The following is a 21,972-nucleotide window of genomic DNA, read 5'->3' on the forward strand; positions in this document are numbered from 1 at the left end:
TGCAGCGACCGGGGAGGCCGGCGGGGCCGCCGGAGCCAGCCGCACCCGGCACGTGCGATCTCAGAGCACTGATTGGAGACAGTTGCACCGCCGGCCACGCGGGTGCCCGTAGCTAGCGCGCGGTACGTACGATCGCTCAACGTGACCGGTCTCGCGCTGCAGAACGTCTCCGTCCGGTTCGGACGGCGCGACCCCTGGGTGCTCACCGGCGTCAACGGCGTTCTGCCGCGTGGCACCGTGACGGCGGTGACCGGACGCAACGGCGCGGGCAAGACCACGCTGCTGCGCGTGCTCGCCGGCGTGCTGCCGCCGAGCCGCGGTGCGGTGATGGGGCGACCGGCGGTCGTCGGCTGGGTGCCCGAACGGTTTCCGGCGGAGCAGACCTGGACGACGCGACAGTATCTGAACACCGTAGGGCGGGTGCGCGGCCGCACGCTCAGCACCACCGTGATCGACGGCTGGGCCGAGCGCCTCCACCTCACCCCCTTCCTCGGCACGCGCCTGTCCGAACTCTCCAAGGGCACCGCGCAGAAAGTCGGCCTCGTGCAGGCGCTCCTCGTCCCGCCCGGCCTGCTGGTGCTGGACGAGCCGTGGGAAGGCCTCGACGCGGCGACGCGCACCGAGTTGCCCGCGCTCGTGCGTGAGGTCACCGCGACCGGCGGGGTGGTCGTGGTCTCCGATCACCGCGGTGAGCTCGCCGGGCTGCGCCCGGACGCCGAGTGGCACCTGTCCGACGGTCGACTGACGGTGCGGGAGGCCTCCCGGGAGGCCCAGGTGATCGAAGTCGTGGTCGACGCGGAGGAGGTCGCCGCCGTAGTGGCGTGGCTCCGCGCGGGTGGGCACGTGGTGCGATCGGTGGAGGCCGCGCGGTGAGCGTCGGGACTGCTTCGCGCGTCGGCGCGCTCGCCTGGAGCCGGGTGAACGGGTACGCGCGCACCCGGCGTGCGCTGGCGCCGCTCATCGCCACGCTGGTCCTGCTCGCGATCCTGCACGCCGGTGGCGCCGCGCCGGGCGTCGAGGCGTACGGCACGTCCGCGCTGGTGCTGCTGCCGGTGCTGGCCTGGCAGGCCAAACTCGTGCTGGACGCCGAGCCCGACGACCAGCGGCTGCTCTCCAGCACGGTGGTGGGTGGGCCGGGACGCGAGGTGATCGCGGGGCTGGTGGCGGCGCTGCTCCCCGCGGTGCTGACGATCGTCGTCGCGCTCGTGCTGCCGTGGGTCATCGGTGCGATCCAAAGTGGGCACGCCCTGTCGGGGCTGCTGTTCGGACTCTGGATCCACCTGCTCAGCGCGCTGACCGGCCTCGCGATCGGCGCCTGGGCGTCCCGTGCGACCAGCCCCGACCTCGGGCGCGCCACGCTCACGCTGGTGATCGGCGTCGTGCTCGTGCTCGCGTTGGGCTCGGGGTCGGTCGACCCGCTCGGGTGGCTGGTGCCCCGTCTGACCTCGTCCGTCCGCGCGGCCAACAACAACGCCTTCGTCGACGTCCTGCTGCTGAGCATCCACGCGCTGGCGTGGATCGCCCTGGTGCTGGCGGGGTACACGCGAGCACGACTCACGACGCGGCCGTAGCGGGGCGCGCGATCGGCCGAGGGCCGCGCCGGCCACGCTGGACGCGGGGTGGGCGAGCCGGTCAGCCGCGGGTGAGGATGGTGGCGGTGGCCAGCGCGCCTCCTGCGCACATGGTGACCAGGGCGGTCTCGGCGTCGCGGCGTTCGAGCTCATGGAGCGCGGTGGTGAGCAGGCGCGCCCCCGTCGACCCGACGGGGTGACCGAGCGCGATCGCCCCGCCGTTGACGTTGACCCGGTCGACGGCCGGCTCGTGCACCGACATCCACGACAGCGGAATCGACGCGAACGCCTCGTTGACCTCGAACACGTCGATGTCGCCGATCTTCATCCCGGCGGTGGCCAGCACCTTCGCGGTGGCCTGCACCGGCCCGTCGAGGTGGTAGTACGTCTCGGCGCCGACGAGCGCCTGCGCCACGATGCGGGCCCGCGGCTTCAGCCCGCGTTCGGTGGCGGCTGCGGCGTCCATCAGCAGCAGCGCGGCGGCACCGTCGGAGATCTGGGACGACGTACCCGCGGTGTGCACACCCCCGTCGAGCACCGGCTTCAGCCCGCCCAGCCCCTCCAGCGTGGTGTCGCGGAGCCCTCCGTCGCGGCGGACCACCGTGCCGTCGGGCAACTCCACCGGCACGATCTCGCGATCGAACCGCCCTTCCGCCCACGCCGCCGCGGCGAACGTCTGCGAGCGGACGCCGAACGCGTCGGTGTCGGCACGGGTGATGCCCCGGCGGACCGCGATGCGCTCGGCGGCGCCGTACTGGTTGGGCAGGTCGATGTTCCAGGTGTCGGGCTTCGGCTTCTTGTCCTCGGAGATGTTGCTGCCCAGCGGCTGCCGGGACATCGCCTCCACGCCGCACCCGATGCCCGCCGTGATCGCGTCGGCCGCGATCAGTGCCGCGATCAGGTGCGTGGCCTGCTGTGCCGACCCGCACTGCGCGTCGATCGTCGTCGCCCCCGTGGCCTCGGGCAGACCGGCGTGCAGCCAGGCGACGCGGGTGATGTTGCCCGCCTGCTCACCGGCCTGCGTGACGCAACCGCCGATCACCTGCTCGACGCACGCTGCGGGTAGGCCGGAGCGTTCGACGGCGGCGCGCTGGGCGACACCGAGCAGCTCGGCGGGAAAGAGGCCCGAGAGCTGACCGCGGCGACGCCCGATCGGCGTCCGCACGGCCGACACGATGACCGGGGTTCCCATACGTGCTCCTTCACTCGGCGGCGGCCCCAATACTAGAACAGGTTCCATTTGATGATGTAGCGTCTGGGTACTCGAACACCTCATAGCGGAGGTCGTCGTCATGACCGCTCCCGACATTCCCGCCGGTATCGACTTCACCGATCCCGACCTGTACATGCAGGAGGGCATCCCGCTGGAGAAGTTCGCCGAGCTGCGGCGCACCGCGCCGGTCTGGTGGAACGCGCAGCCGCACGGCATCGCGGGCTTCGAGGACGACGGGTACTGGGTGGTCACCCGGCACGCCGACATCGTGGACATCTCGCGGAACCCGGCGGTGTTCTCCAGCACCACCAACACCGCGATCGTGCGGTTCGGGCCCGACATGACGCGGGACGCCATCGACATGCAGTCGCTGATCCTGCTGAACATGGATCCGCCGAAGCACACCGCGCAGCGCTCGATCGTGTCCCGGATGTTCACGCCCCGCGCGGTGAACAGCCTGCGTGACGAGCTCGCCACGCGGGCCCGGACGATCGTCGACGAGGCGTCCGCGAAAGGCGAGGGCGACTTCGTCAACGACGTGGCGGTCGAGTTGCCGCTGCAGGCGATCGCCGGGCTGCTCGGCGTGTCGCAGGAGGACCGGCACAAGGTCTTCGAGTGGTCGAACCAGATGATCGGGTCCGAGGACTCCGAGCTGGCCACGGAGGCGTCGAACTTGGCGTCGGCGAACATGCTCGGCTACGCGATGGGGATGGCCGAGGAGCGGCGCAAGTGCCCCGCGAACGACCTGGTCACCACGCTGATCAACGCGCAGGAGGGCGAGAGCGGGCTCTCCGACGACGAGTTCGGGTTCTTCGTGCTCATCCTGGCGGTGGCGGGGAACGAGACGACGCGGAACGCGATCACCCACGGGATGAACGCGTTCCTGGACCACCCCGATCAGTGGGAGCTGTACAAGAAGGAGCGGCCGCGCACCGCGCCCGACGAGATCGTGCGGTGGGCGACGCCGATCATCGCGTTCCAGCGCACCGCGACGCAGGACACCGAGCTCGGGGGCCAGCAGATCAAGAAGGGTCAGCGGGTCGCGATGTTCTACAGCTCGGCGAACAACGACACCGACGTGTTCGATCAGCCGGAGAAGTTCGACATTCTGCGCAGCCCCAACCCGCACCTCGGGTTCGGGGGGAGCGGTACGCACTACTGCATCGGCGCGAACCTCGCCCGTCTGGAGATCGACCTGATCTTCAACGCGATCGCCGACCACATGCCGAACATCCAAAAAGCCGCCGAGCCCGCGCGTCTGCGCTCAGGCTGGATCAACGGCATAAAACATCTCCCCGTCCGCTACGCGTAGTGGGCGGCCCGCCCAGGATGACGCTGACAGGCGAGCGCGAACCCTTGAGTACGCACCTCTACGCGGCGGATTCGCGCTCGACTGCCAGCGCCGCCCTGGGCGGGCTCCAGGTTCAAGCACTCGCGCCTGGGGGCGCTCGATACGCCTGCGCCTAGCGGCGCGGCGACCGGAGGTCTGTGATGCGGCTCGGGTTGCAGCTGGGGTACTGGGGGGCTGCGCCGCCGGTTGACGCTCCTGCGCTGGTCGGTGCGGCGGAGGAAGCTGGGTTCGACGCGGTCTACACGGCGGAGGCGTGGGGGTCGGATGCGTTCACGCCGTTGGCTTGGTGGGGGGCTTCCACCTCGCGGGTGACGCTGGGGACGGCGGTCGTGCAGATCTCGGCGCGGACGCCGGCCGCCTGTGCGATGCACGCGCTCACGCTCGACCACCTGTCCAGGGGACGGTTCTCGCTCGGGCTCGGGGTGTCCGGGCCGCAGGTCGTCGAAGGCTGGTACGGGCAGCCGTTCGCGAAGCCGCTGGCCCGCACGCGGGAGTACGTCCGCATCGTGCGGGACGTGCTCGCCCGCGAGGCTCCCGTCACGAGCGACGGGCCGCACTACCCGCTGCCGTACAGCGGGCCCGGTGCGCTCGGGCTCGGCAAGCCGCTCAAGCCGATCACCCACCCGCTCCGGGCCGACGTGCCGATCCTGCTCGGGTCGGAGGGGCCGAAGAACGTCGCGCTGACCGGCGAGATCGCCGACGGGTGGATCGCGGTGTTCTACTCGCCGCGGCTCGGCGGGGTGTACGAGGAGTGGCTCGGTGAGGGTCTGGCCCGGCCCGGGGCCCGGCGTACCCGCGACGAGTTCGAGGTCGTCGCGAACTGCCAGATCGTCGTGACCGACGACCGGCGGCCGGGTCTGGACGCGCAGAAGCCCGCGCTTGCGCACTACATCGGTGGGATGGGGGCGCCCGGCATGAACTTCCACGCCGACCTGTTCATCCGCGCCGGCTTCCAGGAAGCCGTCGACGACATCACGTCGCTGTTCGCGGCCGGCAAACGGGCCGAGGCGGTCGCGGCGGTGCCCGACGAGATGGTCGACGAGATCTCGATCGTCGGCGACGCGGACCACGTCCGTCGTGAGATCGCCCGCCGCGAGGCGGCGGGCGTCACGATGCTTCTCACCGGCTGCCGCTCGGTGGCCGAGGTCCGCGCACTGGGTGCCCTTCTCCCAGCCGACGCCCTGAGCTAGCCGCAGCGGCGGCGGGCGACGATTTCTCGGGGTCACGACGAGTTCGCGGGCCTACGACCGGCCGACGTAGGCCCGACAACCTGTCGAGACCCCGGAAACCCGTCGGGCGCGCTGTCAGGCGTCGTACGAGCGGCGCAACTCGCGCTTCAACACCTTGCCCGTCGGACCCAGGGGGAGGGCTTCGACGTAGTCGACGTACTTCGGCAACTTGTAGCCGGCCAGGCGTTCGCGGGCGAACGCGATCAGGGCGGCCGCGTCCGGGGTGGTGCCCGGCGCGGGGACGACGACCGCGACCACCGCCTCGCCCCACCGCGGATCGGGCCGACCCACGACGGCCACGCCCAGAACGTCGGGATGATCGGCAAGAACGGCCTCCACCTCGGCGGGGAACACGTTCTCACCACCGGTGATGATCATGTCCTTCAGACGATCGGAGATCGTCAGGTAACCCTCGGCGTCCAGACTGCCGATGTCACCGGTGTGCAGCCAGCCGTCCGCGTCGAGCAGCGCCGCGGTCGTCTCGGGCTGGTTGTGGTACCCGGGCGTGTTCACCACGCTCTTGACGAGAATCTCGCCCGGCGTCCCGGCCGGCACATCCGAACCGTCCACCGGATCCACGATGCGGAGCGAGACCCACGGGTACGGCTTCCCAGCCGCCCGCAGCAGGTGCTCCCGGGGCCCGCCCGGATCGTGGTCGTCGGCGTCGAGCTGCACGATCGCACCCTGCGTCTCGGTGAGCCCGTACAGCTGGAACAGCGGACGCCCGAACGTCGCCAGTGCTTTGCGGAGGAGCGCCGGAGTGATCGGCGAGGCGCCGTAGGCGATCGACCGCAGCGCCGAGTAGTCGCGTTCGGCCGCACCCGGCAGCGCGACCAGCATGCCGATCACCGACGGCACGAGGAACGTGTTCGTCACCCGCTGCTCGACGATCAGGTCGAGCAACTCCTGCGGCACGAGTTCGCGGATGATCACGCCGTGGGAGCCGAACACGAGCCCCACCAACCCGAAGCCGAGCCCACCGATGTGGAACATCGGCATCGCGACCAGCGTGACCGAGTCCCCGTCGATGCCCCAGGACCGGGCCGCGCCCTCTTCGCCGACGCTCAGCGTCCGGTTCGTCGTCAGGACGCCTTTCGGGCGCCCGGTGGTGCCGGACGTGTAGAGCTGGAACGCGACGGTATCCAGATCGCCGCGGAAGTCGGTGTCGTCGGCGGAGGCGGCGCCCAGCCACTTCTCGTAGTCGGCGCCCAGTTGCACGGTCTTGACGATCGAGCCGACCTCGACCGCGACGCGCTCCGCGGTGTCGGCGAACTCGGGCCCGGCGAACAGGATCACCGCGTCGGCGTCCTCCGCGACCGGAGCGAGCTCCGCGGCCGTGAGGCGCCAGTTGAGCGGGATGAGGACGGCGCCGATCTTCCAGGCGCCGACGAGGATCTCGATCGTCTCGATCGAGTTCTTGTCGAGCACCGCGACGCGGTCACCTTCGCCGACGCCGTCGGCGCGTAACGCGTTCGCGATGCGTCGAGCGCGTTCTTCCAGTTCGGAGTAGGTGAGGGTGCGATCGCCCTGGGTCAGCGCCGGGCTGTCGCCGCGTTCCGCGGCATGTCGTCGGGTGAGATCAGCTACGCGGAACTGTGCCGCTTGTATGGGCTCGGTCATGCCGGCCACCTCGCTGTCGCCGAGATCGGAGCGCCCTCACGGTAACTGATTCGCCATTGTGTCGAACAATAACGTGTTCTAATTTGACTCCATGGTCCTCACCGTGGCAGACCTCGTAGAACACGCCGTCGATCTCATGCCCGACCGCGACGCCCTGGTCTTCGGGGGCCGCCGCGCGACCTACGCCCAGTTCGAAGCACGGGCCAACCAATTGGCCCACCACCTGGCCCGACACGGTGTCAAGCCGGGTGACCACGTGGCCCTCCACTCCGCCAACGCGATGGAGGCCGCGGAGACGATGTTCGCGGTGTGCAAACTGCGCGCCGCGACCATCAACGTCAACTTCCGGAGCACCGAGAACGAGTTACGATACGTTCTCCGTGACTCCGACGCCGTGGCGGTCGTTTCGCAGCGCGGGCTGGCCGCCGACGTGGCCGCCGTCCGGAACGACTGTCCCGATCTGAAGCACGTGCTCGAGTTCGGCGATTCGGGCACCGAGTACGAGGACGCGCTCGCCGCCGAGTCGCCGGAGCGCGACTTCCCCGAGCGTGACCCGCACGACCTGTTCATCATCTACACCGGTGGCACGACCGGGCGTCCCAAAGGCGTGATGTGGCGCCAGCAGGACATCTGGCGCGTGCTCGGCGGAGGCGTCGACTTCATGACCGGCGAGCCGCTCCAGGACGAGTGGGTGCAGGCCCGCAGCGGCGTCGACTCCGGGCTGGTGCGCCTGGTCGCCGCACCGCTGATCCACGGCGCCGCCCAGTGGACGCTCTTCGGCGGCCTGTTCACCGGCAGCACGATCGTGCTGATGCCACGCTTCGACGCCCACGAGGTGTGGCGGGCGATCACCGACGAGCGGGTCAACGTGATCGCGATCGTCGGTGACGCGATGGCCAGGCCACTGCTTGAGGCGTACCGCGAAGGGCCGCCGGACGGCGGCGCGTACGACGCGTCCTCGCTGATCGCGATTTCGAGCACCGCTGCGCTCATGTCCCCGTCGGTGAAACGGGAGTACCTGGAGACGTTCCCGAACAGCTTCCTCACCGAGGCGGTCGGCTCGTCGGAGACCGGCTTCAGCGGCATCGGCGCGATCAGCAAGGACAACATCGAGCCGCGCGGTCCCCGGGTGAACTCCAGCCGGGAGACGATCGTCATCGACGAGTACAACAAGCCGATCGAGCCCGGCTCCGGGCAGGTGGGGCGGCTCGCCCGCGGCGGCTACCTGCCGCAGGGCTACTACAAGGACCCGGAGAAGACCGCCGCGCTGTTCGTCGAGGTCGAGGGCAAGCGCTACACGGTGCCCGGCGACTTCGCGATCCCCGAGGCCGACGGCACGTTCCTGCTGCTCGGGCGGGGCAACACGTGCATCAACACCGGCGGGGAGAAGGTCTTCCCGGAAGAGGTCGAGGGCGTGCTCAAGGCGCACCCCGGGGTCTACGACGCGCTGGTCGTCGGAGTCCCGGACGAGCGGCTCGGCTGGCGCGTCGGAGCGATCGTCCAGTGGCGCGAGGGCCACGAGCCGGACGTCGCGGAGCTGGACGCCACCGGCCGCGCGGAGATCTCCGGTTACAAGATGCCGCGCTCCTACTGGTGGGTCGACCAGATGCCGCGGCTCGCGACCGGCAAGGCCGACTACACCGGCGCCCGGCGTCACACCGAACAGAACCCGCCGTCGCAGGAACTGGCGCGCCACTAAGGAGACATGCAGCTTGCGTACCGAACTTTGCGACCGTCTCGGCATCGAACACCCGATCTTCGGGTTCACGCCGTCGGAGCACGTGGCGGCGGCAGTCAGCCGGGCCGGTGGGCTCGGAGTGCTGGGCGCCGTCCGCTACAACGACCCGGCGGACCTGGCGGCCGCGTTGGACTGGATGGACGCCAACACCGACGGGCGGCCGTACGGCGTCGACGTCGTGATGCCGATGAAAGCGCCCACCGAGGGCTCGTTCGGTGACCTGAACGCGCTGGTGCCGCCGGCGCACCGGGATTTCGTCGAGAAGACGCTGCAGGAGTTGGGTGTTCCGCCGCTGCCGGCGGAGGAGAACGATCAAGGGGTCCTCGGCTGGCTGCATTCGGTGGCGCGAGCCCACGTCGAGATCGCGTTGGAGCACCGCCCGGCGTTGATCGCCAACGCGCTGGGGTCCCCGCCCGCCGACGTGATCGGCCAGGCCCACGACCGCGGCATCCTCGTCGCGGCGCTCGCCGGCCGGGTCGACCACGCCCGTCGCCAGGTCGCCGACGGCGTCGACATCGTGGTGGCGCAGGGGTCGGAGGCCGGTGGGCACACCGGTGAGGTCGGCACGATGGTGCTGGTGCCGGAGATCGTCGACGCGGTCGGGGAGCAGGTGCCGGTGCTCGCGGCCGGGGGGATCGGGTCCGGGCGGCAGGTGACCGCCGCGTTGGCGCTCGGGGCTTCCGGGGTGTGGATGGGGTCCACGTGGCTGTTGACGTCCGAGTACGCGGAAGGGTTGCCGGGGCAGACAGCGGTGAGCCAAGCGTTGCTCAAGGCGTCGTCGTCGGACACGGTGCGGGCGCGGATCTACTCGGGGAAGATGGCGCGGCTCGTGAAGAGCAAGTGGACCGAAGCGTGGGCGGCGCCCGGTGCGCCGGATCCGTTGCCGATGCCGCTGCAGAACCTGCTGGTCGGTGAGGCGCACCGGCGCATCTCCGCCGCCGACGACCCGGAGGTCGTGGCGATGCCGGCCGGGCAGATCATCGGCCGGTTCGACACCCTCCGCGCGGTCGCCGACGTCATCGCCGACATCGTCAAGGAAGCGGAAGAGACGCGCGCGCGTCTCGCCACATAGCGCGCCCGGCGCGGCCGGTCTGCGCGGCCGCGCAGACCGGCGCCGCGACTGCCGCCGGCGCTGCGACTGCCGCCGGCGCTGCGACTGCCGCCGGCGCTGCGACTGCCGCCGGCGCTGCGACTGCCGCCGGCGCTGCGACTGCCGCCGGCGCCGCGACTGCCGCCGGCGCCGCGGCGGCGCTGCGGCGGCGCGCTCAGCGCAGCAGCGCTGCCGGGGTGTCTCTCACGAAGCGCAGCAGCGCTTCACGGTCGCGGCGGACGCGGCCGGGAGGGGAGATGATGAGGCGGTCCACGCCGGCTTCGGCGTAGGCGGAGACGAGGGTGGCGTCCAGGGGTGTCCGCGGCGGGGGCGTCGCGGAGATCTCCAGCGTGCCGAGCGCCGCCGGCCGGTCCAGGTTGTCGGCGAGCTCCGCCAGCTGGGTGACGATCGCCGCGGTCTCCTCCGGCGTCACCGCCCAGCCGTACCAGCCGTGCGCCCGCAGCACGGTCCGGCGTAACGCCCCCGGCGCCACCCCGCCGACGTGCAACGGCGGCCCCCCGGGGCGCACCGGCCGCGGCTCCGCGGTGACCCCGCTGATCGACACCCGCGGCCCCACGACGTGCACGGACGACGACGTCCACAGCGCCTGGAGCGCGTCCAAGTAGTCGTCGGTCCGCACCCCCCGGTCGGCGAGCGAGACCCCGAGCGCCCGGAACTCCGGCTCCAGATACCCCACCCCGACGCCGAACAGGAACCGCCCACCGGACAGCCGATCCACGCTCACCACCTGCTTGGCGAGGATCACCGGCTGGTGCACGGGCACCACCGTGACGCCGGTGCCCAGCAGCAGCGTGCTGGTGGCACCGGCGAGGTGGCCCAGTGCGACGAACGGGTCGAGGAACGGCGTGTCGGGCCGGGCGGGCGACGCGGGCACCGGCGGGTCGGGCAGCGCGTAGTGCTCACCCGTCCAGACGCTCTCCCAGCCGGCCTCTTCGGCCGCGACGGCGACGTCGATCGCGGCCCGCGGGTCCAGCGCGCAGAGGTCGGTGTTGATACCGAACAGCCCCAGTCGCATGGGGCAGCAGGTTACTCCGTGGCGATGACCGCCCCCAGATCCAGGAGCGCCGCGGTGGCACCACCGCCCTCGAACTCGGCGCGCTTGGCGGCCAGGAAGTACCGGTGCGCCGGGTGCGAGACGTCGATGCCGGTGCCACCGTGGATGTGCACGAGCGTGTGCGCGACCCGGTGCCCGGCCTCCGCGGTCCAGAACTCGGCCGTCGCCACCGCCGTCGCCACGTCGCCGCCGTCGGTGAACGCGCACGCCGCGGCCCAGAGCGTCAGCTCGAGCGCCTGGACGTCGACGTACGCGTTCGCGACCCGCTGGCTCACTGCCTGGAACGCGCCGACCGGTTTGCCGAACTGCACCCGGGTGCGGGCGTGTTCGGCGGTGAGGTCCAGCGCCGCCTGCAGGACGCCGAGTTGGTGGGCCGCGCGGGCCACGGCCGCGCGGGCGCGGAGCCAGCCCGCTATGTCGTCTCCGTCCAGCCGACGGTCGTCGGGGAGTTCGACGTTGTCGAGGCGGAGCCGGCCGGCGTCGTCGAAGTCGGTGGAGGCCTGGCGCTCGATCGTCACGCCCGGGTCGTCCGGGGTCACCACGAACACCCCGGCCACGGTCTCGACCAGCAGGGCGTCCGCGATCGGGGCAGCCGCGACCGCGCTCACTTCACCCGTCAGCGCCCAGCCGCCACCGGCCTTACCTGCGGCGGCGGGCGGCCTGACGTCGGGATGAGCAAGAGCGGACGCGAGGACGACCTGTCCGGCGACGGCGGGCGCCAGCCACCGCAGACGGAGCTCGGCGGAGCCGAAGCGGGCCAACGCCGGAGCGGCGACCGCGATCGTGGAGAGGTAGGGCACCGGCGCGAGGCCGCGCCCGAGTTCGATCAGGACGGAGCACTGGTCGAGCAGGTCGTCGGCGCCGAGGATGCCGGTCTCGGCGAGCACGTCCCACAGGGCCCGATCGAAGCGGGAGCCCGCTTCTTCGGCGGCGACGAGCCGTTCCGCGGTGACCTGGTCGGAGACGATGCGGCGGGTGAGGCCCGCGAGCTCGACCTGGGTTTCGGTGAGGGAGAAGTCCATCGTCTACCGCCGTCCGACCGGCAGCCGGAGACCCGCGGCTGCGATGATGTCCCGCTGGATCTCGTTCGTACCGCCGCCGAACGTGAGGATGAGCGCGCCGCGGTGAGCGCGCTCGATCCGGCCCCTCAGCGCCCCCGCGCGAAGCGTGGCGGACGGGCCGAGCACCTCCATGAGCAGGCGGTACGCCTCGGTGGCGAGCTCGGTGCCGTACACCTTCGTGGCCGAGGCCGCCGCCGGGGTGAGGTCGGGTTCCCAGGCCGTGCGCAGGTTCATCAGGCGGAGTACTTCGGTGTGGGCGTGCACCCGCGCGAGGTGGACCTGCACCCACTCGGCGTCGAGCAGTCGCTTGCCGTTGCGCCCCGGGGTGTGGGCAGCCCACTCCCGGACGTCAGCCAGCGCTTTGCGTAAGGGCGCGGCCGAGGTCAGCGCGACGCGTTCGTGGTTGAGCTGGTTGGTGATCAGCGCCCAGCCCTCGTTCTCGCCGCCGATGCGGGCGTCGACCGGCACTCGGACGTTCTCGTAGTACGTCGCGCTGGTGGTGACCCCGGCCATCGTGTGGACCGGCGTCCACGAGAAGCCGTTCGTGTCGGTCGGTACGACCAGCACCGAGAGACCGCGGTGGCGCACGGCCTCCGGATCGGTGCGGCAGGCCAGCCAGACGTAGTCGGCGTAGCCGACGAGACTCGTCCACATCTTCTGGCCGTTGACGACGTACTCGTCGCCGTCGCGGACCGCCTTCGTACGCAGCGACGCCAGGTCGGTGCCCGCGCCGGGCTCGGAGTAGCCGATCGCGAAGTGCAGTTCACCGCCGGCGATGCGGGGCAGGTAGTCGCGTTTCTGCTCCTCGGTGCCGTGCCGCATGATCGTCGGCCCGACCGTGTTCAGCGTGAGGAACGGGATCGGGACCCCCGCGATCGCGGCTTCGTCCAAGAAGATCAGCTGGTCGAGCTGCGAGCGGCCCTGGCCGCCGTACTCGGTGGGCCAGCCGAGCACCAGCCAGCCGTCCTTTCCGAGCTGCCGGACGACCTCGCGGTACGCGTTGCCCTCGCCGTAGTCGTCGTCGCCGGTCTCGAGGGCCTCACGCCGCTCCGGCGTCATCAACCCTTCGAAGTAGGCGCGCAACTCGGCTGCCAAGGCCTGTTGCTCCCGCGTGTAGCGCAGCTCCATCCGCCCCTCCTCGGTCGAACGGTTTCCAGTAGCGTAGAACGTGTTCTAGATTGTTGGCGAGTGATCGGCGTGGCTGACTTCCGAGCATCGGAGAACGGGTTCTATGTCTTTATCCGTTTCTTTGTCCGGGCGGGTGGCGATCGTGACCGGGGCGGGGTCCGGGCTGGGCCGGGCGGAGGCGCTGGCGCTCGAGGAGGCCGGGGCGTCCGTCGTGGTGAACGACGTGGCTGAGCTGCCCCCGGGGGCGGTGGGTGTGCAGGGCGACGTCAGCGATTCCGAAGTGGCTCGTGAGCTGGTCGATACGGCGGTACGGCGGTTCGGGCGGCTCGACGTCGTCGTCAACAACGCCGGCGTCGTGCGTGACCGGATGTTGTTCTCGATGTCGGACGAGGAATGGGATCTCGTCGTCCGGGTGCACCTGCGGGGGCATTTCCTGCTGTGCCGGAACGCGGGGGCGTACTGGCGCGATCTGTCGAAGAAGACGGGCCAACCGGTGTACGGGCGGCTGATCAACACCACGTCGGAGGCGTGGTTCCTGGGTGCGGTGGCGCAGCCGAACTACGCGGCGGCAAAGGGTGGCATCACGGCGCTGACCGTGGCGGCCGCGCGGGGATTGTCGCGCTACGGGGTCCGGGCGAACGCGATCTGTCCGCGGGCGCGCACGGCGATGACGTCACCCGTGTACGGGCCGGCACCGGACGACGGCCCCGACCCGCTCGGCGTCGAGCACGTCACGCCGCTCGTCACGTATCTGGCGTCGCCGGCCGCGGAGCAGATCAACGGCCAGGTGTTCTTCGTGCACGGCGGTCTCGTCGCGGTACTGGCGCCGCCGACGGTCGCGGCCCGGTTCGATGCGGCCGGTGACACGTGGGAGTCCGCGGAGCTGGCCAAGGCCCTCGGCTCCCATTTCGCTGACCACACCCCTGACCAGGTGTTCACCGGTCGGGAGATTTCTCTACTCGAGCGGAGGGCGTGACCATGCGGCTGGACGGGCTAGGTCGACTGGATGGTTTGGTCGCGTTGATCACCGGCGCAGCGCGGGGGCAGGGCGCCGCGGCGGCCCGGCGGTTCGTGGCCGAGGGTGCGCAGGTGCTCCTCACCGACGTCCTCGAGGAAGACGGCGCGAAGCTGGCCGCCGAACTCGGTGACGCGGCCACGTTCGTGCCGTTGGACGTCAGCGACGAGAACGCGTGGGCCACCGCGGCCGGGGTGCTGCGGGAGCGGTTCGGCCGCCTCGACGTGCTCGTCAACAACGCCGGCATGCTGCACTTCTCCGCACTGGCCGACACCACGCTCGCCGACTACGAGCGCGTGATCCGGGTCAACCAGTTCGGCACGTTCCTCGGCATGCGCACCGCGGTGCCGCTGATGCGTGACCGCGGTGGGTCGATCGTCAACGTCTCGTCGATCGAGGGACTGGGCGGGATGCCGCTCTTGGTGGCCTACGCGTCCAGCAAGTTCGCGATCCGCGGCATGACAAAGGTCGCCGCGATGGAGCTGGGGGAGTACGGCATCCGGGTGAACTCGGTGCACCCCGGTGCCGTCGACACCCCGATGGTGTCCAACGCGCTCGGTGGGATGCCGGTGGACGTCGCGCCGATCGGGAAGCGGGTGGCGCTCAAGCGAGTGGCCAGCGCGGACGACATCGCGAACATGGTGCTGTTCCTGGCCTCGGACGAGAGCTCGTACTGCACCGGGAGCGAGTTCGTCGTCGACGGGGGCGCGACCGCGTCCCACGCGCTCGCCAACATTCTTCGCTAGGCCGGGATATCCTGCGTCGGTGATCGTCGATCGGGGGCTGATCGCGGCGGCGTTACCGGACTACGAGTTCGGGGAGCCGATCGGTTCGGGTCCACATGGGGTGGTTCTGGCTGCGCGCCACCGAAAGTCTGGTGTGGTGTGTGCGGTGAAGGTGTTGACCGCTCCCGAGTCTGGTGCGTTTCTGGCTGCGCCCGACCATCCGCACGTCGTGCGGGTCGTGGCGAGCGCCGCTCGGGACGGTCTGGGGCTGGTGGTGAGCGAGTTCGTGTCCGGTGGCTCGCTGACCGACCGCGGGAACTCCGCACCCGAGACCGTGTGTGCGTGGGGCCTCGCCGCCGCGTCGGCGTTGGAGGCTGCGCACCGCGTGGGTGTGGTGCACGGCGGTATCAAACCGACAAACCTTCTTCTTGACGCTGAACGCGCGCTGAAGGTGGGCGACTTCGGGTTCGCCGTGCTCGATGCGGGTGCGCACGGGTCGCCGGTCGCGCCGGTCGCACACGAGCCGACCGCGCGGTACGTGGCTCCGGAGCGGGTGCTCGGTGCCGCGCCGGACGCGCCCGGGGACATCTACTCGCTCGCGGTCGTGCTCCACGACCTGCTTCCGGCCGACGCGCAGCCCATGCCGCACGTCGCGGCGCTGCTGTTGCGAATGCTCGACGACGACCCGCTCGAGCGGCCCTCGGCGGGAGAGTGCGTGGCCGAACTCGCCGCCGCGGCGGCCCGGGACCTCGGCCCGGACTGGCCGTGGCGCTCGGCCGTGCCGTTGCGGGTCGCCGCGGCGACGGGGGCCGAGGCTGCCCGCGCCCAGCCCCGCCTGCCGGGGTTCGGCTGGCTCGGGGTCCCCGCCCGAAGCGGCGGATCGGCGGCACCGCCCGCTGTGGCCACGTCGGCGGGGCCGCACGCCGCCGGAGCGGCGGGAAAGCCTGCTGCCGCCGGAGCGGCGGGAAAGCTTGCTGCCGCCGGAGCGGCGGGGCTGCCGGCTGCGGCCGGGGCGGCGGGGTCCGGCGGGGTGGCTGTGATGGCGGGGCCTAGTGGGGCCGTTGTGGTGTCGGGGCCTGCGCGCGGCGCGGTGGGTGCGCGGCGGGCGTGGGTGGCGGTGGCGGCCGTGGTGGCGCTGGGCCTCGGTGCGGTAGGCACGGGCGTCGTCGTTCTGGGTGCGCCGAGCCAGGCCCCGGCACCGGCGGTGGCGCTGGCCATGCCGGAGGAAGCGGGTGCGCTCGCTGTTCACCACGGCGCGCCGGGCACCCCGACCCGGCTGGCGTACGCGCCGTCCACGGACCGCGTCGCGTTCGTCGATGCGACCGGCTCGCTCTACGTCTGGACGCCGAACCAGGTCTGGGCGCCCGGCAAGGCGGACGCGGTCGGCCCGATCCGCGCCCCCGGCACGTTCGGCGACGTGCGTTTCGACGACACCGACGGCAGCGTGGTCACCACCGGAACCGACGGAACGGTACGGGTCTGGTCCGCCGACACCGGCAAACAGGTCGGCGCCGCGCTCCCGGGCCTGGGCCCGAACCCGACAGCGCTAGCGGAAACCGGCCAGGGCGGCTACCTCGCGGTCGCCGACGCAACCGGAATACGCATTTCCCGGAACGGAACCTTCGTGGCGATGGCGCCGGGAGTCCAGGTCACCGCGCGGGGTCTGGCCTTCAGCCCGGACGGCAAGCTCCTGGCATCCGCGGGCCCCGGCGGCGTCCAACTGTGGGACGTCGAAACCGGGGCGCTGCGCACCCGGCTCACCGGCGCGACCGGCAACAGCCCGGTCGCGTTCAGCGTGGACGGAACCCACCTGGCCGCCGCGTCCGGGAAGAACACGGTCCGCGCCTGGGACGTCGGCACCGGCCACCCGGTGGGCCCCGACCTGTCCGTCGGCATCCTGTCGAGCAACAGCGCCATCGCGTTCAACGACCGCGGAGACCAGCTCGTCACCGCGGTGGGCACCACGATCACCCGCTGGGAACCCACTACCGGCGCCACCGTGGGCGAACCCCTGATCCTGGGCAACGGCGCCACGAGCGCCACGCTCAACTCCGACGCCACCCGCGTCGCCGTCGCTTTTGACGACGGCACGATCCGCGTCCACGCGATGTTCTGACATCACGATGAACGTCGGCGACGTCCGGGCGTGGTCAGTGCAGCACTGAGAAGAACGTGCGGATGTCGGTGGCCAACACGTCGGGAGCCTCCAGGGCCGCGAAGTGGCCGCCGTTGTCGAACTCGCTCCAGTGCCGGATGTCGTAGACGCGCTCGGCCAGCGCGCGCACCGGCCGGGTGATGTCGTGCGGGAACACGGCGACGCCGATCGGCACCGGGCACGGGAGCGGTCCGGCAGCGGTCTCGCGGTGCAGCCGCGCCGACGTCCCGGCCGTGCGCGTGAGCCAGTAGAGCATCACGTTCGTGAGGAGCCGATCCGTGGGGATCGGTGTGCCCCACTCGGCGAACCGCTCGGCGATCCACGCGAGCTGCCCGACGGGGGAGTCGGTGAGCGCGTAGGCCACGGTCTGGGGAGTCTGCGCGTTGAGTACGCGCACCCCGGGCTGGTTCGCCAGGTACTGTCTGGCCTGCTCGAGGCGCGCCTGGTCGTCCGGCGAGAAGTTACCGTCCGCGGGCGGCGTCGGCAGGTAGTTGAGGTGGACGCCGACCACCCGGTCGGGCGCCAGCGCGCCGAGGACCCGCGAGATCGCCGAGCCCCAGTCACCGCCGTGCGCGCCGAAGCGCTCGTAACCCAGCCGGTCCATCAGTTCGAGCCATGCTGCGGCGACGCGGGGGACGTCCCAGCCTCGCGTCGACTGGGAGAAACCGAACCCCGGGATCGACGGGACGACGAGGTGGAAGTCGGAGAGCAAGGGGACGAGGTCCAGGAATTCGACGATGGAGCCCGGCCAGCCGTGGGTCAGCACGAGCGGTAAGGCGTCCGCCCGCGCCGAGCGAACGTGGAGGAAGTGGACGGTGGTGCCGTCGAGGTCGATCGTGAACTGCGGGTACGTGTTGAGTTCGGCTTCGGCCGCGCGCCAGTCGTAGGTGGTGCGCCAGTAGGTGGCCAGTGCCTGCAGGTCGGCGAGCGGGTAACCGTGCTCGTCGGGGAGCGCGGTCGGCCAGCGGGTGGCGTCGAGGCGGGCGGCCAGGTCCTCGAGGTCGGCGTCCGGGACCGCGATGCGGAACGATTTCATTAGTGCTCCTAACGTTTGGAGCGCTAACGGTATTTGAGGCAAGACCGTTAGGTCAACTAACGTTCGGGCATGGAACCCGCGTTCTCCCGGCTACCGGCGCTCCCGAGCTGGTTGCTGTCGCAGACGTCGCTGCACGCGGGACGGCTGGTGGCCGACGGGTTCGCCGCGGAAGGTGCGCGCGGTTACCACTACCGGCTGCTCGGTACGCTCGCCGAGGCCGGCCCGTCGAGCCAGGCCGAGCTCGGCCGGCGCAGCGGGATCCACGTGAGCGACGTCGTGGCGGCGCTCAACGAGCTCGAGGCCGACGGCTATGTGGCGCGCAGCCCCGACCCCGCCGACAAGCGCCGCAACGTCGTCACGATCACCGTGACCGGGCGCGAGCGACTAGCCGTCCTGGACGTGCGGGTAACCGCCGCCCAGGACGAGATCCTGGCACCGCTCACCGCGAAGGAACGCGAGCAGTTCGTGACCCTGCTCCGGCGAATCCTCGAGGGCTGAACACTGTGGTGGCCCATAGCCCACCACAGCGTTCACGCCTCACTCGAAGCGGGACGTGTCCCCGGCGCCGTGACGCAGGATCTCCGGCTCGTCGCCGGAGAGGTCGACGACGGTGGTCAGCTCCGTGCCGCACTCCCCGGCGTCCACCACCGCGTCGATCTGGTGATCGAGCCGGTCCTGGATCTCCCACGCCTGGGTGAGCGGCTCGTCGTCGCCCGGCAGCGTCAGCGTCGTCGACAGAAGCGGTTCGCCCAGCTCGGCGAGGATCGCCTGGGTGACGACGTGCTCGGGAATCCGCACGCCGACCGTCTTCTTCTTGGCGTGCAGCAGGCGCTTCGGCACCTCGCGGGTAGCCGGCAGGATGAACGTGTACGGTCCCGGCGTCGAGGCCTTCACCGACCGGAACACCGCGTTGCTGATCTGCACGAACTGGCCCAGCTGCGCGAAGTCGCTGCAGACGAGCGTGAAGTGGTGCCGGTCGTCGAGCTTGCGGATCGCCTTGATCCGGTCCAGCCCCTCGCGGTTGCCGATCTGGCAGCCGAGCGCGTAGCAGGAGTCCGTCGGGTACGCGATCAGTCCGCCGCCGCGGATCAGCGTCACGATCTGGTTGATCGCCCGCGGCTGAGGATTGATCGGGTGGACGTCGATGAACCGTGCCATTCCGCGAAGCTTAGCCTTGGCAGACGTGACAGAAGCTCCTGCCCGGTTCGCCGCGCTGAGGAACCGGGATTGTCGGCCCTACCTCTTCGGTGCGGCGCTGGCGATGATGGCCGACAACATCGAACACGTCCTGACCTACTGGGTGCTGTGGGAGAAGTTCCACTCCCCGGCGCTCGCGGGGTTCGAGGTGATCAGCCACTGGCTGCCGTTCCTGCTGTTCTCGGTGTACTTCGGCGGGTTGGCCGACCGGTTCGACTGCCGCCGCGTGATCCAGGCCGCGCAGGCCCTGTTCATGCTCGTGTCGGTGGCCTGGGGCGTGCTGTTCCTCACCGACACGCTCCAGATCTGGAACGCCTGCCTGCTACTGGTCCTGCACGGGCTGGCCGGTGCGCTCTGGGGGCCCGGCGAGCAGCTCATGCTGCACGACTTCGTCGGCGACGACGAACTGCCGAGCGCGGTGCGGCTGAACGCGACGTTCCGCAGCCTCGGCGTCCTGTTCGGCCCGGTCGTCGGGTCGGCGCTGTTGCTCGGCATCGGCTCGACCGCCGGGATCTTCGTCAACGTGCTGTTCTACCTGCCGTTGACGTTCTTCCTGTTCCGGACGAAGTTCACCGGGCACACGAGGGAAGGCTTCACCGCCAAACGGGTGGGGCTCGTGGACTCGATCCGCGTCCTGAAAGACATCAGGACCAATCCCACGCTGATCAGCATGATCGTCCTCGGCGGCATCGGGTCGCTGTTCATCGGCGCCTCGCTGCAGTCGGCGATGCCGATCTTCGCCAACGACCTCGGCGCGGGCAGCGAGGGCACCGCGTACGGCGTGCTGCTGTTCGCGAACGGCGTCGGAGGTGTGGTCGGCGGCATCGTGCTGGAGGCCACCGGCTGGGTGAAACCGAACGTCAGAGCGGCGGTGGTCAGCACGTTGATCTACGGCGTCACGACGCTGATCTTCGCGGTGACGACGAACTATCCGCTGGCGCTCGGCATGCTCGTGCTCGGCGGGGTCGCGAACCTCGCCGCGATGTCGATCGGGCAGACCGTCGTCCAGCTGCTGGCACCGGCGCCCGACCGTGGCCGCGTGCTGGGCGTCTACGGCACGGCGTCGATGGGGCTGCGGTTCGGCAGCGGCGTCACCGTGGGGCTGTTCGGTGCGGTGGTCGGGATCCACTGGGCACTCGGGCTGAGCGCCGCCGCGCTCTGCGTCTGCACTGTCGCTGCCGGCTACTACGCGCTCCGGACCAGCCCTCGCGAGGGTTACGGAAGGGCGATTCGGTAGTGCGCGATCTTGCGGTAGAGGGTGGCGCGGCCGATGCCGAGTTGCTCGGCCGCCCGGGTCATCGTCTGGTTCGGCTCGACGAGGCAGCGCACGATCTCGTCCCGCTCGAGCTTCTCCAGCCGGGTCAGCGGACGGGCTCCCCGATCGAGCACCTCGGGCGCGAGGTGGTGCAGGTCCATGACGGTTGCGCGCGAGACCGCGTCGCGGACGATCCGGCGTAGCTGGGCCGCGTTGCCCGGCCAGTGGTACGCCGTGAGCGCCGCCTCGGCCCGGGCCGTGAACGTCACCTCGCGGCGCCGCGCCGAGCGGGCGACGTGCCTCGCGAGCGGCAGCACGTCGTCCGGGCGCCGCCGGAGCGGTGGTACCTCGACCAGCGCGTCGACCAGCACCGAGATCTCGTCCGGCAGCAGCCTGAACTCCGGCGCGGTGAGGGCGAACGGCGGCGGCACCGGACCCGGCGGCACGACGTCCGCGAACAGCCGGGCGAGCTCACCGGCGGCCCACGCGGGCAGCGTGTGCACGCCGGAGACGATCACGAAGGTATCGGGCTTGTGCAGCTCCGGCGTCCACAGCTCCAGCCAGGCCGGGACGTGGTCGGCCTCGGGCGCCCGCGCGTGCAGGATCCGCGCCGGCGGTGAGAGCGCCCGCCGGGCCCGTGCCGCCAGGACGGCCTTACCGGCGCCCGGCTCGCCGATGACAGCGGTGACCCGACCGGCGGCGAGCGCGCTCACCGCGTCGGCAGAAGCGGTGCGCCAGCCGGGGGAGGTGCACGGATCACTGTCGGAAGCCCCGCCGGCCAGGGAAAAGACCTCGCCGCGCGGCGCCGGGCGCACCGCACCACGGCCGGTCGCGCGCACCAGCATCAGCGCGCTGGTCGCGCCGGCCGCCGCCTGTGCGAGCGCCAGCAACAGCTCCGACGACGACTCCGACCACGTCGTCAGGTTGATGCTTCCGGCCAGGTCGCCGGAGACCGGATCGACGACCGGCACCGCGGCGCACGTGTATTTGCGCAGTTCGGTGGTGTAGTGCTCGGCGGCGCGCACGAGCGTGGGGGCGCGATCGGCGAGGGAGAGGCCGAGCCCGTTCGTGCCGGCGTCGCGCTCGGCATAGGAGAAGCCGGGGGCCAGGTAGACGCGGTCGAGCGAGCGGCGGATCTCCGGATCGTTGCAGAGCCGCGCGAGTACGAGCCCGTTCCGGTCGGCGACCATCAGCCCGACCGGCTCGTTGGCGATCGTCGACTGCAGACCGCTCAGCACCTCACCGGCGCAGTCGTAGAGCAGCGAATCGGTGTCGATCGACTCGGCGAACACCGGACTGACGACGTCGGGGGAGACACCGTAGCGCTCGCTGCGGCGCCAGGAGGCACGTAATCGGCCCGGTGCGGAGCGGCCGGCCAGAGCGTCGTCCACGGTCACCTCCCCGGAGAGGGTGGGGATCCAGCCTACGTCTCAGAGTGAGACAGCGCCGCTCTTGAAGGGGTAGGAGGCTCTGCTTAGCGTCCCCCTGAAGGCATCCCACCCCTCGGAGGCCC

Annotated in this window: 19 protein-coding genes; 11 read left to right on the forward strand and 8 right to left on the reverse strand. The window is 71.2% G+C overall.

Features of this window, described 5'->3' with window-relative positions; all coding sequences use genetic code 11:
• Nucleotides 1-141: 141 nt before the first annotated feature.
• Together ACGFY5_RS21125 and ACGFY5_RS21130 are read left to right on the forward strand one after the other, a co-directional pair.
• Entirely contained in the window at nucleotides 142-873 is a 732-nt protein-coding gene (locus tag ACGFY5_RS21125; RefSeq protein WP_392722060.1) for an ATP-binding cassette domain-containing protein, read from the forward strand.
• Nucleotides 870-1,571 carry a hypothetical protein gene (locus tag ACGFY5_RS21130; RefSeq protein WP_392722062.1) on the forward strand — a complete coding sequence of 234 codons (702 nt, stop codon included), beginning with the start codon at nucleotides 870-872 and terminating at the stop codon, nucleotides 1,569-1,571. The genes ACGFY5_RS21125 and ACGFY5_RS21130 overlap by 4 nt, the downstream gene beginning before the upstream one ends.
• A gap of 61 nt (nucleotides 1,572-1,632) precedes the next feature.
• On the opposite strand, the gene ACGFY5_RS21135 is transcribed toward ACGFY5_RS21130, so the two are convergent.
• Entirely contained in the window at nucleotides 1,633-2,763 is a 1,131-nt protein-coding gene (locus ACGFY5_RS21135; RefSeq protein ID WP_392722064.1) for a steroid 3-ketoacyl-CoA thiolase, read from the reverse strand.
• Nucleotides 2,764-2,863: 100 nt separating this feature from the next.
• Between ACGFY5_RS21135 and ACGFY5_RS21140 the strand changes: the two genes are divergently transcribed.
• Both ACGFY5_RS21140 and ACGFY5_RS21145 read left to right on the forward strand, forming a co-directional pair.
• Nucleotides 2,864-4,096, forward strand: a complete 1,233-nt coding sequence (locus tag ACGFY5_RS21140) for a cytochrome P450 (protein WP_392722066.1) — start codon at nucleotides 2,864-2,866, stop codon at nucleotides 4,094-4,096.
• A gap of 179 nt (nucleotides 4,097-4,275) precedes the next feature.
• Nucleotides 4,276-5,325: an LLM class F420-dependent oxidoreductase gene (locus tag ACGFY5_RS21145; RefSeq protein ID WP_392722067.1), complete on the forward strand. Its 1,050-nt coding sequence runs from the start codon at nucleotides 4,276-4,278 to the stop codon at nucleotides 5,323-5,325.
• 114 nt (nucleotides 5,326-5,439) lie between these two features.
• Here ACGFY5_RS21145 and ACGFY5_RS21150 read toward each other — a convergent pair whose 3' ends face one another.
• Nucleotides 5,440-6,984, reverse strand: a complete 1,545-nt coding sequence (locus ACGFY5_RS21150; RefSeq protein ID WP_392722069.1) for a long-chain-fatty-acid--CoA ligase — start codon at nucleotides 6,982-6,984, stop codon at nucleotides 5,440-5,442.
• A gap of 91 nt (nucleotides 6,985-7,075) precedes the next feature.
• Here ACGFY5_RS21150 and ACGFY5_RS21155 point away from each other — a divergent pair, with 91 nt between their 5' ends.
• Entirely contained in the window at nucleotides 7,076-8,683 is a 1,608-nt protein-coding gene (locus ACGFY5_RS21155; protein ID WP_392722070.1) for an acyl-CoA synthetase, read from the forward strand.
• A 13-nt stretch (nucleotides 8,684-8,696) separates the two neighbouring features.
• Entirely contained in the window at nucleotides 8,697-9,794 is a 1,098-nt protein-coding gene (locus ACGFY5_RS21160) for an NAD(P)H-dependent flavin oxidoreductase (protein ID WP_392722071.1), read from the forward strand.
• Nucleotides 9,795-9,987: 193 nt separating this feature from the next.
• Here ACGFY5_RS21160 and ACGFY5_RS21165 read toward each other — a convergent pair whose 3' ends face one another.
• From ACGFY5_RS21165 to ACGFY5_RS21175, 3 genes are read right to left on the reverse strand one after another with little or no spacing between them, the layout of a single operon-like run.
• Entirely contained in the window at nucleotides 9,988-10,848 is an 861-nt protein-coding gene (locus ACGFY5_RS21165; RefSeq protein ID WP_392722073.1) for a TIGR03619 family F420-dependent LLM class oxidoreductase, read from the reverse strand.
• A gap of 11 nt (nucleotides 10,849-10,859) precedes the next feature.
• Entirely contained in the window at nucleotides 10,860-11,909 is a 1,050-nt protein-coding gene (locus ACGFY5_RS21170; protein ID WP_392722075.1) for an acyl-CoA dehydrogenase family protein, read from the reverse strand.
• Between the two features lie 3 nt (nucleotides 11,910-11,912).
• Nucleotides 11,913-13,076, reverse strand: a complete 1,164-nt coding sequence (locus tag ACGFY5_RS21175; RefSeq protein ID WP_392722077.1) for an acyl-CoA dehydrogenase family protein — start codon at nucleotides 13,074-13,076, stop codon at nucleotides 11,913-11,915.
• A 103-nt stretch (nucleotides 13,077-13,179) separates the two neighbouring features.
• Between ACGFY5_RS21175 and ACGFY5_RS21180 the strand changes: the two genes are divergently transcribed.
• Genes ACGFY5_RS21180 through ACGFY5_RS21190 form a run of 3 tightly spaced genes read left to right on the forward strand, consistent with a single transcriptional unit; the run spans nucleotide 13,180 to nucleotide 16,932 of the window.
• Nucleotides 13,180-14,052 carry an SDR family NAD(P)-dependent oxidoreductase gene (locus ACGFY5_RS21180; RefSeq protein ID WP_392722078.1) on the forward strand — a complete coding sequence of 291 codons (873 nt, stop codon included), beginning with the start codon at nucleotides 13,180-13,182 and terminating at the stop codon, nucleotides 14,050-14,052.
• Nucleotides 14,053-14,054: 2 nt separating this feature from the next.
• Nucleotides 14,055-14,837 carry a glucose 1-dehydrogenase gene (locus ACGFY5_RS21185; protein WP_392722572.1) on the forward strand — a complete coding sequence of 261 codons (783 nt, stop codon included), beginning with the start codon at nucleotides 14,055-14,057 and terminating at the stop codon, nucleotides 14,835-14,837.
• A gap of 19 nt (nucleotides 14,838-14,856) precedes the next feature.
• On the forward strand, nucleotides 14,857-16,932 hold the full coding sequence (locus tag ACGFY5_RS21190; protein ID WP_392722080.1) for a protein kinase family protein: 2,076 nt from the start codon (nucleotides 14,857-14,859) through the stop codon (nucleotides 16,930-16,932).
• Nucleotides 16,933-16,966: 34 nt separating this feature from the next.
• On the opposite strand, the gene ACGFY5_RS21195 is transcribed toward ACGFY5_RS21190, so the two are convergent.
• Complete coding sequence (locus tag ACGFY5_RS21195) at nucleotides 16,967-18,007, reverse strand: epoxide hydrolase family protein (RefSeq protein ID WP_392722081.1); 1,041 nt, start codon at nucleotides 18,005-18,007, stop codon at nucleotides 16,967-16,969.
• Between the two features lie 69 nt (nucleotides 18,008-18,076).
• On the opposite strand from ACGFY5_RS21195, the gene ACGFY5_RS21200 reads away from it, so the two are divergent.
• Nucleotides 18,077-18,505: a MarR family winged helix-turn-helix transcriptional regulator gene (locus tag ACGFY5_RS21200; protein WP_392722083.1), complete on the forward strand. Its 429-nt coding sequence runs from the start codon at nucleotides 18,077-18,079 to the stop codon at nucleotides 18,503-18,505.
• Between the two features lie 39 nt (nucleotides 18,506-18,544).
• Here the strand turns inward: ACGFY5_RS21200 and ACGFY5_RS21205 are convergent, their stop codons facing one another.
• A complete protein-coding gene (locus ACGFY5_RS21205; RefSeq protein ID WP_392722085.1) occupies nucleotides 18,545-19,165 on the reverse strand; it encodes an L-threonylcarbamoyladenylate synthase in 621 nt (206 codons plus the stop codon).
• On the opposite strand from ACGFY5_RS21205, the gene ACGFY5_RS21210 reads away from it, so the two are divergent.
• A complete protein-coding gene (locus ACGFY5_RS21210) occupies nucleotides 19,152-20,441 on the forward strand; it encodes an MFS transporter (RefSeq protein WP_392722086.1) in 1,290 nt (429 codons plus the stop codon). The two genes, ACGFY5_RS21205 and ACGFY5_RS21210, sit on opposite strands and share 14 nt — an antisense overlap.
• Here ACGFY5_RS21210 and ACGFY5_RS21215 read toward each other — a convergent pair.
• Nucleotides 20,420-21,850, reverse strand: a complete 1,431-nt coding sequence (locus tag ACGFY5_RS21215; RefSeq protein ID WP_392722088.1) for a helix-turn-helix domain-containing protein — start codon at nucleotides 21,848-21,850, stop codon at nucleotides 20,420-20,422. The two genes, ACGFY5_RS21210 and ACGFY5_RS21215, sit on opposite strands and share 22 nt — an antisense overlap.
• Between the last annotated feature and the right edge of the window lie 122 nt (nucleotides 21,851-21,972).

This window comes from Cryptosporangium sp. NPDC048952 (assembly GCF_043197895.1).
Lineage (GTDB): Bacteria > Actinomycetota > Actinomycetes > Mycobacteriales > Cryptosporangiaceae > Cryptosporangium.

What these genes read in the sequence shown, in the direction of transcription:
- ACGFY5_RS21185 (WP_392722572.1), top strand. Translation starts at nt 14,055, where the DNA reads ATGCGGCTGGACGGGCTAGGTCGACTGGATGGTTTGGTCGCGTTGATC.
- ACGFY5_RS21165 (WP_392722073.1), bottom strand. Translation starts at nt 10,848, where the DNA reads ATGCGACTGGGGCTGTTCGGTATCAACACCGACCTCTGCGCGCTGGAC.
- ACGFY5_RS21145 (WP_392722067.1), top strand. Translation starts at nt 4,276, where the DNA reads ATGCGGCTCGGGTTGCAGCTGGGGTACTGGGGGGCTGCGCCGCCGGTT.
- ACGFY5_RS21180 (WP_392722078.1), top strand. Translation starts at nt 13,180, where the DNA reads ATGTCTTTATCCGTTTCTTTGTCCGGGCGGGTGGCGATCGTGACCGGG.
- ACGFY5_RS21210 (WP_392722086.1), top strand. Translation starts at nt 19,152, where the DNA reads ATGAACCGTGCCATTCCGCGAAGCTTAGCCTTGGCAGACGTGACAGAA.
- ACGFY5_RS21150 (WP_392722069.1), bottom strand. Translation starts at nt 6,984, where the DNA reads ATGACCGAGCCCATACAAGCGGCACAGTTCCGCGTAGCTGATCTCACC.
- ACGFY5_RS21195 (WP_392722081.1), bottom strand. Translation starts at nt 18,007, where the DNA reads ATGAAATCGTTCCGCATCGCGGTCCCGGACGCCGACCTCGAGGACCTG.
- ACGFY5_RS21155 (WP_392722070.1), top strand. Translation starts at nt 7,076, where the DNA reads ATGGTCCTCACCGTGGCAGACCTCGTAGAACACGCCGTCGATCTCATG.
- ACGFY5_RS21140 (WP_392722066.1), top strand. Translation starts at nt 2,864, where the DNA reads ATGACCGCTCCCGACATTCCCGCCGGTATCGACTTCACCGATCCCGAC.
- ACGFY5_RS21175 (WP_392722077.1), bottom strand. Translation starts at nt 13,076, where the DNA reads ATGGAGCTGCGCTACACGCGGGAGCAACAGGCCTTGGCAGCCGAGTTG.
- ACGFY5_RS21200 (WP_392722083.1), top strand. Translation starts at nt 18,077, where the DNA reads ATGGAACCCGCGTTCTCCCGGCTACCGGCGCTCCCGAGCTGGTTGCTG.
- ACGFY5_RS21135 (WP_392722064.1), bottom strand. Translation starts at nt 2,763, where the DNA reads ATGGGAACCCCGGTCATCGTGTCGGCCGTGCGGACGCCGATCGGGCGT.
- ACGFY5_RS21170 (WP_392722075.1), bottom strand. Translation starts at nt 11,909, where the DNA reads ATGGACTTCTCCCTCACCGAAACCCAGGTCGAGCTCGCGGGCCTCACC.
- ACGFY5_RS21205 (WP_392722085.1), bottom strand. Translation starts at nt 19,165, where the DNA reads ATGGCACGGTTCATCGACGTCCACCCGATCAATCCTCAGCCGCGGGCG.